This is a genomic window from Vibrio owensii CAIM 1854 = LMG 25443, assembly GCF_000817815.1.
Taxonomy (GTDB): Bacteria; Pseudomonadota; Gammaproteobacteria; order Enterobacterales; family Vibrionaceae; genus Vibrio; species Vibrio owensii.
In genome coordinates, this window is sequence record NZ_JPRD01000011.1 from 13,067 (window position 1) to 25,830 (window position 12,764).

Annotated in this window: 11 protein-coding genes and 1 pseudogene; 10 read left to right on the plus strand and 2 right to left on the minus strand. The window is 46.3% G+C overall.

Annotation, left to right across the window (positions count from 1 at the left end; translation table 11 throughout):
* Window positions 1–31 precede the first annotated feature (31 nt).
* Window positions 32–283 (minus strand): annotated as a pseudogene (locus tag H735_RS05185) (riboflavin synthase); the annotation flags it as partial.
* Window positions 284–564: 281 nt separating this feature from the next.
* Between H735_RS05185 and H735_RS05190 the strand changes: the two are divergent.
* On the plus strand, window positions 565–1,935 hold the full coding sequence (locus tag H735_RS05190) for an MATE family efflux transporter (protein WP_009706068.1): 1,371 nt from the start codon (window positions 565–567) through the stop codon (window positions 1,933–1,935).
* Between the two features lie 105 nt (window positions 1,936–2,040).
* Window positions 2,041–3,057, plus strand: coding sequence for a DUF3080 domain-containing protein (locus H735_RS05195; RefSeq protein ID WP_020198005.1), 1,017 nt, complete (start codon window positions 2,041–2,043; stop codon window positions 3,055–3,057).
* 7 nt (window positions 3,058–3,064) lie between these two features.
* On the opposite strand, the gene H735_RS05200 is transcribed toward H735_RS05195, so the two are convergent.
* Entirely contained in the window at window positions 3,065–3,907 is an 843-nt protein-coding gene (locus tag H735_RS05200) for a DNA ligase (RefSeq protein WP_005440958.1), read from the minus strand.
* Between the two features lie 317 nt (window positions 3,908–4,224).
* Here H735_RS05200 and H735_RS05205 point away from each other — a divergent pair, with 317 nt between their 5' ends.
* The 8 genes from H735_RS05205 (at window position 4,225) to H735_RS05240 (ending at window position 12,764) form a co-directional block, all read left to right on the plus strand.
* Entirely contained in the window at window positions 4,225–4,545 is a 321-nt protein-coding gene (locus H735_RS05205; protein WP_005440957.1) for an STAS domain-containing protein, read from the plus strand.
* 28 nt (window positions 4,546–4,573) lie between these two features.
* Entirely contained in the window at window positions 4,574–5,422 is an 849-nt protein-coding gene (locus tag H735_RS05210; RefSeq protein WP_020198006.1) for an OmpA family protein, read from the plus strand.
* Window positions 5,419–7,518: an SLBB domain-containing protein gene (locus H735_RS05215; protein WP_020198007.1), complete on the plus strand. Its 2,100-nt coding sequence runs from the start codon at window positions 5,419–5,421 to the stop codon at window positions 7,516–7,518. The genes H735_RS05210 and H735_RS05215 overlap by 4 nt, the downstream gene beginning before the upstream one ends.
* Entirely contained in the window at window positions 7,518–8,207 is a 690-nt protein-coding gene (locus H735_RS05220; protein ID WP_020198008.1) for an AAA family ATPase, read from the plus strand. Before H735_RS05215 ends, H735_RS05220 begins: the two co-directional genes overlap by 1 nt.
* Before the next feature lie 12 nt (window positions 8,208–8,219).
* Window positions 8,220–8,603 (plus strand): Hpt domain-containing protein, encoded by a 384-nt coding sequence (locus H735_RS05225; protein WP_020198009.1) that lies wholly within the window; start codon window positions 8,220–8,222, stop codon window positions 8,601–8,603.
* Window positions 8,604–8,816: 213 nt separating this feature from the next.
* The gene (locus H735_RS05230) at window positions 8,817–10,376 is read left to right on the plus strand and encodes a sigma-54-dependent transcriptional regulator (protein WP_027726853.1); all 1,560 of its coding nucleotides are present in this window, start codon (window positions 8,817–8,819) and stop codon (window positions 10,374–10,376) included.
* The gene (locus tag H735_RS05235) at window positions 10,351–11,427 is read left to right on the plus strand and encodes a glycosyltransferase family 4 protein (RefSeq protein ID WP_020198011.1); all 1,077 of its coding nucleotides are present in this window, start codon (window positions 10,351–10,353) and stop codon (window positions 11,425–11,427) included. Before H735_RS05230 ends, H735_RS05235 begins: the two co-directional genes overlap by 26 nt.
* Window positions 11,428–11,579: 152 nt before the next feature.
* Window positions 11,580–12,764 carry a glycosyltransferase gene (locus H735_RS05240; RefSeq protein ID WP_020198012.1) on the plus strand — a complete coding sequence of 395 codons (1,185 nt, stop codon included), beginning with the start codon at window positions 11,580–11,582 and terminating at the stop codon, window positions 12,762–12,764.

Sequence of the window (12,764 nt, forward strand, 5' to 3'; positions counted from 1 at the left end):
TTAATCACATTATAATGATTTAAACCTGGAAAATGTTGACGCTGTCGCCTTCCGCCAATTCGCCTAGGTTGGTCAACGCAAGTGTCGCTTGCATTAGGTCAAAGCTGATTTGCGATCCTTCGATTTTCGTTACGGTGAGGCAACAACCGTTGTGCGCAACAGACGCGCCAATTTCAAGACCTTCATTTAATGCGCCTTCCAGTTCAACAACGTGAGTTTGAAAGCGATCTTTCTTGTCGATATGAACGACTTTAGCCGTACCCTGAACGATTCCTGTAAACATTCTTTTTACCTATTTGTTAGAAGCGACTGATAGCCAAGCTAAACGTCCGCCGAGTGTTTTTACAATCGTCTATCAATTAACCAAAAATCCACATCTTGTGGGTATGGTATCTGAGCATACAATTGTTTATCATCTGCGCGGAGTTCCACCGAGGCATTTTTTCACCTTATAGTGACTAAAATCAACCATCAGATCAGTTCATCACATCTTTTGTCCTCGAGCACTCTCTTTCGATTCAAATTATTTCTTTTACAATATATTGTTCCGCTCTGGAGTATTTCGTGCATCGCTATAAAGAAGAAGCATCGAGTCTTATTAAATTAGCTACCCCTGTGTTGATCGCTTCTGTCGCGCAAACGGGGATGGGCTTTGTCGATACCGTAATGGCAGGTGGCGTCAGCGCGACCGACATGGCTGCGGTATCTGTGGCTGCAAGTATCTGGCTTCCATCAATTCTATTTGGTGTGGGTTTATTGATGGCGCTTGTACCAGTGGTTGCTCAGCTCAACGGTTCAGGTCGCCGCGTTAAAATCCCATTCGAGATCCAACAAGGCATTGTGCTTGCCCTACTGATCAGCATTCCAATCATCGGAGTGTTATTCCAAACCCAATTCATTCTTGGGTTAATGGATGTCGAAGCAGCAATGACAGAGAAGACCATTGGCTATATCCATGCGGTTATTTTTGCTGTACCAGCGTTCTTGCTATTCCAAACTTTACGCAGCTTTACTGATGGTATGTCACTAACGAAGCCTGCGATGTTCATCGGCTTTATCGGTTTGATGCTGAACATCCCACTTAACTGGATTTTCGTTTACGGTAAATTCGGCGCACCGGCACTAGGCGGTGTGGGCTGTGGTGTTGCAACCGCGATCGTCTACTGGGTGATGTTTGGCTTGCTGCTACTTTACGTAACCACTTCTGCACGACTAAAAAGCATCAACCTGTTTGGCGAGTTCCACAAGCCTCAACTAAAGGCTCAAATTCGTCTATTCAAACTGGGCTTCCCTGTCGCTGCGGCGTTGTTCTTTGAAGTAACGTTGTTTGCCGTGGTTGCGCTTTTGGTCTCTCCACTCGGTTCGATCATTGTTGCCGCGCACCAAGTTGCAATTAACTTCTCTTCACTTGTTTTCATGCTACCAATGAGTGTGGGTGCGGCAGTGAGTATCCGCGTTGGTCACCGTTTGGGTGAAGAAAACGTAGATGGTGCACGTGTTGCTTCTCGCGTAGGTGTGATGGTCGGTCTTGCTCTTGCTATGATGACGGCAATTCTAACTGTTGTGTTCCGTGAGCAAATTGCCCTGCTTTACACCAATAACCCTGAGGTTATCGAACTGGCGATGGTGCTATTGCTGTTTGCAGCGATTTACCAATGTACCGATGCGGTGCAAGTTATTGCGGCAGGTGCGCTGCGCGGTTACAAAGACATGCGCGCAATCTTCAACCGTACCTTTATCGCCTACTGGTTGCTTGGTTTGCCAATCGGCTACGTGTTAGGTCGTACAGACTGGATTGTTGAGCCTATGGGCGCACAAGGCTTCTGGCTCGGCTTTATCATTGGTCTATCGTCGGCTGCATTCCTACTAGGTATTCGCTTGCGTTGGATGCACCGCCAAGACCCTGAAGTGCAATTGAATTTCTCTCAGCAGTAATTCAAACTTCGACTATCAAATTTTAAAGCCAGCGAACGCTGGCTTTTTTGATCTCTCCCGCGCGTCACAAAGTATACTTATCTAAGTGATTAAAAAGGAAATGCTGTGAGAAGTTCACTTGTTGCTACGGCGCTTTTATTATCGACAAGCTTACTCACTGGGTGTAACGAATGGTTTAACCCAGAGAAAGCGGTATTCGAAAAATACAATCAACGCTTGGCCAACGTATTAGACACATCAGAATCTGAGCTAGAAGCTTCTCCTGCTGTCACTGTTCCTGAGAAAAGAGAACTCTTTCAAGAACTCCCTCGCCTATCACTTGGCTTACTAGAGAGCTATCAATTACGTCAATGTGGCCTGTTCAACTTGCTCGCAGAAAAGAACTCGCAACTGGGTAAAGTCCAAGACGCCTTTTATGATTTCGACTATCAAACCAATCTGCTCAGAACGCTCAACGGTTGTTTGAATGATTACCCATTGAGTAACGAAGAAAGCACAAAACTTAACGGTTTGTACGATCAGAAATGGCATCACCTCACCGTACATCTCGACAATATGTTGCTGACTAGCGATGCCATGCGCAAGCAATTAACCGGCTCTCAATGGTTGCCGATGGAAAGCAAAGACCAAGTCGCCCACGTTCGAGACGCTTTCCTTGCTTTAGATGAAATATACCAAACGCCTTATCGCACTCTTTCTCGCTTACCCGACGTAACCATAGTGAACTATCAAGAAGAGATTGAAAAAACACGTCTTGTTGGACGACTGTATTACACCTTGATTGATGCGACCCATTGGCTAGAACAAACCACACAAATGCTCGAAGCAAACCAAGACAAAATTATTTGTGGTGCTAACCGAGACACCACGCAGTTTCGCTATTTGAGAAACGTATTTCAGTCGATTTATGTTGGTGAGGTTCAACCTTACATGGCGTTTGTCGACAGTACTTATCAGCAGCTCGATGGTGGGATTAACTTAGTCGAACAAAGAATGGCCGCACATGGTGCAAACTACGGTATTGAAAAAGCACATGACCAATTTCGACAAAAGACATTGGAACATGTGCAATTCTGGAAAGACTTATTTAAACGCTGCGGTGTGAGTGTTGGCAATCAGTAACTTCGATTTATTGAGGAACTCGCTCTCTCAAAAATCGGGCAAATCGTGGTTTTCCATTATGGGTATAGCCGTTAAAGCGAAACGTGATTGTTGAGCCAATTCGTGGCGGCGACTTTCTTACATCATCGGTAAAGCCACTGCCAATGTAAAATTCTGTCCCATTGCTCAAACGCACCAGCAGCGCTCCCATCATTCCCAGTAAACGTCCCGTCCCTGGTTTGTAACCGACCACTAAGGCTTCTGCATCTTCAAAACGTTTGAGCTTGAGTAAATCACTGCCTCTTCCTGCCTGATAACGGCTTGATACCTTTCTCAACATGACACCCTCACCGTCAGATTGCGAAATTTGGTCGAGTTGTTCGAACAAATGTTTCTCATCTTGAATTGCACGATGCTCAACGTACTTAATATGAGGCGCGTCAATCGCAAACACCAAGTCCTGAATGTTGTAGTAACGTTTTCTATAATCACCAGCCGAATAAGGCATATCAAACAGCATGAAATCGATTCTTTGCCATGCACTGTCTACCGGCGTTCTGTCTAAAACCGTCTGTTGAACAAGATGGAAGTTACCTCGCCCTGCCCACAATTCGCCATCTAAAGGATAATCAGGTAACACTCGGATAAACCAATCTGGCGCGTAAATGCGATTACCATTTCGCGTCACTAGATGTTGTCCCGTCCAGTACGCCCGAATGCCGTCAAGCTTTTCGCTATACCAGTATTGGGATACATCTATTCCGTCTTGATAGGAATCGGCAAGTGAAACAGGTGGTAGTAAGTTGGGATCAGCTTGAGGCTGGGCGGAAGCTATTACAGCGAGGGCAATCAATGTCATTCTTAATGGCATGCGGGAACCTTGTACGAAAAAGCACCTCTATTGAACCGTACCTCTCTTTAAACGCCTAACCCACATTTTACGTTCTACGACTCAACGCAACACTCATAAGCAAATGAGTGCAACTAAATACATAAAGATCAGATCGAATTAGCATTTATAACCCCCTAAAACGATTCACTTTTTTGATTCTCATATTGAGAAAAACCAGATTCTCAATATGAAACATCGTTCTACACTTATTTAATATCCTGTAATTAAAGGATTTTTTATTTGGCACGTTCCCTGCTCTATCCAAATCAGGAAATCGAATAAATGGAGAAAGCATCATGGAACTACGTAAACTTGAAACTACCCCAAATACGCTAACTATCGAATTTTTTGGAGACCTAGATGCAAAAGGCTGCCGTCAAGCACAACATCAAATTGATGAGGTGATTCACAGTGACGATCACAAGGAAGTAGAAATCAACCTGCAACACGTCCAATTTCTTGATTCTTCGGGGATTGGTGCCATTGTTTATCTATATAAGCGCCTAGTTGAACGTGAGCGTAGCATGATTATTGAAAACGTATCAGGACAGCCATTGGAGATCATGAGCTTGTTACGCATCAATCACGCTATCCCGGTCAATTCAAAAGGTCATTAAAAAAATACCGGTTAATACGGAGGTTGGCATGGTGAATCTTTTACGACAAAGTGTGTTTTGTAGTCTCGTTGTCGGCATGTTTGGTTGCTCAACGTTTAACTACCCTGATCATGGCAAGGGTGGCATGGCTGAAAGCTACCAAGATATTTCTATCGAGAATTATCAGTTTTCACCAGTGATGCCTGACGAGCCTCTTGGCCCTGAGCACGGTTTACGTTTCGACTGGCAGTTAACCAAGCTGCACTTGGATGCTTTGATTCAAGAAGGCGCACGCTGGTGTTTCCCTGCAGCCGTCGTGCAGGCACTTGAGAAACAAAACCGTATCGCTCGTGAGTTGGAAGGTGGACTACTCCTTGATGCAGCCAACGACATCGTAATTCAGCGCCGACGACTAAACCAGCTTGAGCAACAGCTCGATTACGTATTATCGCAAACTACGTGTAAACCACCGCAAGACATAGAAGCATTGCGCAGTGACCTAAACATCGTTGCGGACATCTATGACCTTCTGAATGTCGACAACCAATTCGCTGTCGACTCTGCGGAGATCAACCCTAAATACATGGGACATCTTGCTGAGGCGGCTTATATTCTTCGTGACCATCCATCTTTATCTCTGGTCGTAACCGGACATGCAGATGCAACGGGCACACCGGAATACAACCAAAAATTGGCTCAAGACCGAGCTGAGCAAGTTAAGCGTTACTTGAACGTATTCGGTATCACCTCTGACCGTGTGCAAACCAAATCTGTGGGCGAAACACTGCCTCTTTACGAAGGGCAAACACCAGCGGTTCGTTTGACTAATCGCCGTGTGAGCATCGAAGTTCTGAATGCCAATTCAGACACAAGCGCAGAAATGGGAGGCACACTATGAGAATCCTCAAAGCCATCACCACCCTACTGATGCTGTGCTTAGTCACCTTCAATACGGCATGGGCAGCGGAAGATGACGTGGTTAAAGTCGGCGACTTGGTACAAATCAACCTACCCGGTGAAGCATCTCTGAATAAAGGTTTTCAAGTTGATAAACGTGGTCGCATCAATCTGCCAGAAATCGGTCCGGTTTTTGTTGCAGGCTACAATGAGACTCAGCTTCAAAATGTCATCACCGATAACCTTAAAACTGTCTTCCGCGATGTAAGCAACGCACGTGTGTTCATCAAACAACAACAACTTTTGATTTCAGTACAGGGTTACGTGGTCAAGCCGGGCGAATATACGCTTCCATCTGGCTCCAATATTCAAATGTTCCTGTATGAAGCAGGCGGTCTACGTGCTGGTGCTCAGCTTGATAAAATCATCGTAAAGCGTGGCAACAAGAACATTGAGTTCGACTACAAACGCTTTCTCGATACCGGTGACGATTCAAAACTGCCAACTCTAGAATCATTGGACGTACTCTTCGTCCCTGCTTCACCTTTGGTCGGGAATATTGAACAAGAATTCGATGCAGCGAAACTGGCAAACTCAGGCGACAGCGCTGATTCTGCTCGCGCAATTAAAGTATTCGGTGAAGTAAACGCACCGGGCTCATTTACCTACAAACCCAACACGACACTTGTCGATGTGGTCATGCGCGCTGGCGGTGTTACTCGTTACGCGAGTGTGGAACAAATCCGCGTTATCACCAACAACACACCGATTATGTTTAACCTTAAGCGCTACCTAGATACAGGTGACCAAAGTTTGCTGCCAGAGATCCTTCCGGGGGCAACCATCTTTGTGCCAAAACAGGAAGAAGAGATTAAAGCTGGTGCGAACGTGGTTTATGTAATGGGTGAAGTTGCTCACCCTGGAGCCTACGAAGGTAAGAAAGGTGCGAGCTTTATGGACATTCTTGCCAACGCAGGTGGTCCAACACGTTTTGCCGAATCTCGCCAAATCCGCGTTATCAAAGCGGATGGTGGTGTCATCAATTTCGACTTAACCGCTCACACCGAAGGACTGTCTAAACAAAAAGTACCGACGGTTGGACCGGGTGACGCTATCTTCGTCCCAGAAAAAACCGACATGAATGAAAAGTCATGGCTGAAGGTTGCACCAAGTCGTGCGGTCGCTGTTATGGGTGAAGTCGTTCGCCCGGGTCGTATCGAATGGTCAGACGAGATGGACTTGATCGATTTGATTGCTCATGTGGGCGGCCCTACTCGCCGTGCGGACACCAGTAAGATTGAAATCTCCAACAACGGTAAAGTCACCAAGTTTGATTTGGATAAATACATCCTACAAAGCTCACCACATTCTAAGTTGCCAAGGGTTTCCGCTGGCACAGTGGTTCGTGTTCATGCGCTACCAGACGATCCATCAGACAACAAATCACAGTGGGTCAGCCAAAGCTCTGATGCATCAATTTATGTGTTCGGTCAGATCAACGCGCCGGGTCGTTACCGCTTTACTAAAGAGATGCATTTCCTAGATATCTTGTCTGCGGCTGATGGCCCAACCAAAGATGCTGATATTCATAACATCCGAGTGACGCATCGTGGTTTAGGTTACGCAAAAGTGAGCAAACTTAACCTGTCGCTTTACTTTGAAACTGGCGATGAGTCAATTCTGCCAGATGTACGCCCTGGCGATACCATCTACATTCCAGAGAAAGACAAGAACTGGCTTGATCGCTCTAAAGAATCCACAGTTCGCGTACTGGGTGAAGTACATGCACCGGGTCGCTATGTCTTCAATGACAACATGACCATTCTTGACCTGCTTGCTGAAGCTGGTGGACCGAGTGACAGTGCTTACGTTGAGAAGATCAGTGTGGTTAACATGTCTTGCTGCCAAGGTCAGGCGCGTGTGTTTAACTTGGTTGAATTCAGCAAAACCGCCAACATATACGACCTGCCCGTGATTCGTGCCGGTGATACAATTTACGTTCCGCACAAAGACGAAAGTTTTGCCGAGAAAGCCCGTGCTGGCTTGCGTGACTTGCTACAAATCACCACCACCATAGTGTTAATAGGAGCGCTGTAATGACTATTCCTGCAACACATGCTGAGATTGAGCAAATCTATCTTCAAAGTGAACTCAAGGGCTACAAGTCAATTAGTGTCGTGGCTTGTCAGTCTGAAGATGGGGTTACGTCTGTGGCTTCTGCACTGGCAGAACGCTTGATTCTTGCAGGTCATAAAACACTTTATGTCGACCTAAACCTGTTCAAGCCCGCTTACAGCACGGTTCATGCTTTTGAAGAAGAACAGGAAGAAGTCGGACAATTGATCTCTCGTGAGGAAGACCATCAAACGCTGGTAGGGTTAACCGTCCCTTCCCTTGCGAGCACACAACTCGCCTATCGCGACCCAACCATGTTACGAAAGGCGGTCGATAAGTGGCTTGAGCAATACGACCGAGTGGTAATTGACACTTCACCGCTACTGAGCATGAACCGCAGCAACATTCCTGCCCAAGTCGTTGCAGGCGTTTGCGATACTTGTGTACTGGTTGCCAGTTACGGCTCAACGACTACGAGCCAAATCGACCAAGCTAAAAAGCTATTAGAAACCAGCAATGCCAATCTGCTAGGCGCTGTACTGAACATGAAGCACAACGCAGGTTTAAAAGACGAACTGATTCGTCAGGTGAAAAAACTGCGCTTTTTGCCAGAGAAGCTGAAAGCGAAAATATCGAAACAAATAAAGAACAGCGAATTATTTACCTTATAGGGAGCGCGCACTATGAATACTCAAACCGATGTAACGTTGGAGCAAGAATTGGTCGATGAGTTGATTCTTCAGCAAATGATCAAAGATACCTGTGCGGAAATCATGCCTACCTTAATCGAGCACTATATTGAGGAATCTCGCGAGCGCGTCGAAAAGATTCAGCAGGCACTCAACAGCCAAGACAAAGAAGCGATGGAGTTTGAAGTCCACACGCTTGGTAGCTCTGCACTTGCCTTGGGTAATCGCACTCTATCGCGTCACGCTCGCACCATCGAGAAATACTGTGTTGAAGGTGATACAAAACAAGCTTTTGAGCTTTGCCAATCCTTACCAGAACTGGCAGAACAGTCTTTTACCGCGCTAAACCAAAGAAAAGAGCGAGGGTTTGAAGACTAACAACAAATTTCAGGGATTTAATTAACTAAAAAATAAAGAATTTTCTGCAATCCTCACAGCGTGTGCTAATACTTAAATATAAAGATTCTCAAAATGAAAATCGAAAAGAAGCCATCAGCTTGAGGCAAGAAAAACGAACTTATCATGACAGCATGAACCTCAAGCCGACTTAACGCATTAAAACAACGAATTGAAAAAAGTTGGGAAAGGATTATGAGACCAAGGGTGTTACTGGTAGAAGACTCTACTTCACTAGCCATACTTTATAAGCAGTACGTCAAGGATGAGCCTTACGACATCTTCCACGTAGAAACGGGACGTGAGGCGATTCAATTCATTGAGCGCAGCAAACCGCAACTTATCATTCTCGACCTTAAACTTCCGGACATGTCGGGCGAAGACGTGTTGGACTGGATCAATGAAAACGAGGTCCCGACCTCTGTCATCATCGCAACGGCGCACGGTAGTGTCGATCTCGCGGTCAATCTGATCCAGAAAGGCGCGGAAGACTTCCTAGAGAAGCCAATCAATGCTGACCGTTTAAAAACCTCAGTAGCTCTTCACTTAAAACGCGCGAAATTAGAAAATCTCGTCGAAAACATTCAATCGACCTTCGATCGCCACAACTACCATGGTTTTATTGGCTCTAGCCTACCGATGCAAGCGGTATACAAAACCATTGATGCGGTAGCCCCAACCTCTGCAAGCGTGTTTATCGTTGGTGAAAGTGGTACGGGTAAAGAAGTGTGTGCAGAAGCCGTTCACAGACAAAGTGATCGCAGAGACAAACCTTTCATTGCCATTAACTGTGGCGCTATCCCACGCGATTTGATGGAAAGTGAAATTTTCGGTCACGTAAAAGGCGCGTTTACCGGCGCAACCACCGACCGTAAAGGTGCTGCAACGCTAGCCCACGGCGGCACACTATTCCTAGACGAACTGTGTGAAATGGAACTTGAGATGCAGAAAAAACTTCTACGTTTTCTGCAAACCGGAACCTACACCCCGCTTGGCGGCACCAAAGAGATGAAGGTGGATGTACGGATTATCTGTGCAACCAACAGAGATCCATTAACCGAAGTGGAAGAAGGCCGTTTCCGTGAAGACTTGTACTATCGTGTGCACGTTGTGCCAATCGATATGCCGCCACTCCGCGAACGTGGTAGTGACATTGTCACGCTAGCTAAGCATTTCTTAACCACATACGCGAAGCAGGATAAGAAGAAGTTCAGCAATATCGACAGCGAAGCCCAACATGTGATTAAGCATTATGACTGGCCGGGCAATGTGCGTCAGTTGCAAAACATCATTCGCAACATTGTCGTGTTGAATGACGATGACAAAGTGACGCTGGCACACCTACCCGCTCAACTGACTCGCAAGCCGTCAAAAGCACGCACTGTCACTCCACCTCATGTTGAAAGTGCTCAAGTAGCCGCGGTAAATCCAGTCTCCACTACAACGCCAATGCAAGCACAACCATTAGAAAGTGCGCCTGTAGAAACATCTGCGCAACCGGAGTTCTCCTCAACTATGGTTACGAACGAAGCGCCTCCAGCAAGCCCTGCGGCGCAAGTGTCATCACCTTACTTCAATTCCGATGGCACCATTCGTCCAATGTGGAAAGTTGAGCGAGAGGCGATTCAAAACGCCATTGCGTATTGTGATGGTAACGTTCTTAACGCAGCGGTGATGTTGGAGCTTAGCCCTTCCACTGTGTATCGCAAAAAACAAGCGTGGGAAGCGGATGAAGCTAATCTCGAACAATCTTGAGATCCCAGTCGTTGGCGAAGTTTGGATTCTGCTGGATAGCCGCATTTACGGTGGCATTGAAAGCCATGTAGTCGAACTCGCCACTGGCTTGCAATCCTTTCATGCTAACGTACGAGTTGTGTTGGTGGTGGAATACGATCCACCAGCACCACTTATCGACAAATTAAACCAGGCTCAAATCCCTGTGAGTTATTTGTGGCACCTGTGCCCAAAGTCAGAACGGTCAAAGACCATTCCAGTCAAACAAATCACTGGCGCGGTGGCTGAGCATCAACCCAGCGTTATTCACACCCATGGATACAAAGCGGCACTGTTAGCCAGAAGCGCAAAACTATTCACTCGTACTTTTCCCCGTTTGATTTCCACCTACCACGCCGGTGAAACACCAACGGGCAAAGTTTGGGTGTATGACTGGCTGGATCGATATTCCGCGCGGCTCTCTGATCACAGCTTTGCGGTGAGTCAAGCCATTCAAGACAAGCTCCCTACTCAATCAGAATTGCTCAATAACTTTGTTACGATTCCCGAACAGCATTGTCGCTACAAAGAAATCGCATTTGTTGGTCGCCTAAGCCATGAGAAAGGCGCAGATCGCTTCATCGATATTGCCCGCCAAATTCCTGATATCGAGTTCTCTATTTATGGTGACGGACCAGAAAAACCGAGAGTCGTAGAAAGTGCCCCTACCAACGTGATATTTCACGGTCATCAAAGTGACATGGATGCCGTTTGGCGTAATATCAGCGTTCTCGTCATTTCATCGCGCTATGAGGGCTTGCCAATGGCGGCGTTAGAGGCGATGGCGCGTGGTATCGTTGTGATAAGCCTTGACGTTGGTCGCCTTCCTGATTTGATCCAAGATGGTCAAAATGGATTCCTCGCTCACGATATTCCGGCACTAACCGACAAGATCAATAACTGGTTGGAAATGAGCCATAGCGAACAATACCCAATGCGCCACAAAGCAATTGAGACCATCAAAGCGCACTATTCCTCTCGCAGCATCATTCCGATTCTGATTGAACGCTACCAAATTGAGAATCACACTTGATGCATATCCATTCTCAATTTGAGAAGTTTCGTATCTGATTTTCACACCCACTGCACTTCCCATTCAAAAACAGACACTTAAAGCAATAGCATATTTTGGCATCTCGGTTGCAATAGCTAATCCAAACAGATTGGCTAACCGAGGTAACGACTATGACTACTCCAAAACGCATTCTTTACGTTCATTATGGTGATAACTGGATTCGCGGCAGCGAAGTAGTACTGCTTGACCTCATCACAAATATTGACCGCGACCAGTACCAACCGATTGTCTGGTCAAACTGCGAGCCTTTGATTGAAAAATGCCAATCTCTAGGCATCGAAGCAGAACATTCGAATTTCAGCCTTGTTGGCGGTTGGAACACACCTCGCTGGGACATTAGTGGTTGGAACGATTTGATCAAACAAGGCACAGCGTTGATCGAAAAGCACAACATTGACCTTGTCCACGTCAACAGCGGCGGCCCATGCCAATGGATGTGCCTAGCTGCTCGTATGAATCACATCCCTTTGGTAACGCAACTTCATTGCCACTACACCTTGCGTGACCGCTTCTCACTGGGTCTGCACCTTTCTCCAAAATTGATTTGTGTGAGTAAAGACGTGGGTCACGAGATTCTCAAAGATGGCTACCCAGAAGAACACCTTCATGTCGTTCATAACGGCGTGTCATTGGAGAGTCACGATGCACCTATCGATGTCAAAGATCGTTTGGGCATTCCCCACCAAGCGTTCACCTTTATTTCGGTTGGATCTCTCATTAAACGCAAAGGCTTTGACCGCTTAATCCAAGCCATGCGTATGCACAACTACCACCAACATAATCCACATTTGGTGATTGTTGGTGATGGTGAAGAACGTATCGCATTGAAGCAGTTAGCCGTTGATTTGGGCGTGGAGGATCGTGTGCATTTTGTTGGTGAACAACACAACGCCGGAGACTGGATGAAAGGTAATGTAGATGCCTTCATCAGTGGTGCTTACGAAGAGGCATTTGGTCTTGTTCTTGGTGAGGCAGCACTAGCGAAGTTACCAATCATTGCACCAAAAACAGGTGGTATCCCAGAATTGTTTGAGCACAACCACAGTGCCCTATTGTTCGCCAATCACGGTATGGCGAGTCTGTTAAATGCGATTCAGCAGATGATTCAAGATGCGCCGCTACGAAATAAGCTAGCCGAGAATGCGCATCAACACGCAAATCAGCATCTGACGGTTTCTGCCTCAGTCAAAGCGATTGAAGACATTTACCGCGATGAACTGACACAGAAAGAACTGACACCCATGCCTGTCAGCCACTGCATGAAACCAATTTCGCGCTGGTTAAACATCAACTAA

Coding starts and splice junctions, on each gene's coding strand:
- H735_RS05205 (WP_005440957.1), top strand. CDS start 4,225: ATGGAACTACGTAAACTTGAAACTACCCCAAATACGCTAACTATCGAA.
- H735_RS05215 (WP_020198007.1), top strand. CDS start 5,419: ATGAGAATCCTCAAAGCCATCACCACCCTACTGATGCTGTGCTTAGTC.
- H735_RS05230 (WP_027726853.1), top strand. CDS start 8,817: ATGAGACCAAGGGTGTTACTGGTAGAAGACTCTACTTCACTAGCCATA.
- H735_RS05210 (WP_020198006.1), top strand. CDS start 4,574: ATGGTGAATCTTTTACGACAAAGTGTGTTTTGTAGTCTCGTTGTCGGC.
- H735_RS05225 (WP_020198009.1), top strand. CDS start 8,220: ATGAATACTCAAACCGATGTAACGTTGGAGCAAGAATTGGTCGATGAG.
- H735_RS05240 (WP_020198012.1), top strand. CDS start 11,580: ATGACTACTCCAAAACGCATTCTTTACGTTCATTATGGTGATAACTGG.
- H735_RS05235 (WP_020198011.1), top strand. CDS start 10,351: ATGAAGCTAATCTCGAACAATCTTGAGATCCCAGTCGTTGGCGAAGTT.
- H735_RS05220 (WP_020198008.1), top strand. CDS start 7,518: ATGACTATTCCTGCAACACATGCTGAGATTGAGCAAATCTATCTTCAA.
- H735_RS05200 (WP_005440958.1), bottom strand. CDS start 3,907: ATGCCATTAAGAATGACATTGATTGCCCTCGCTGTAATAGCTTCCGCC.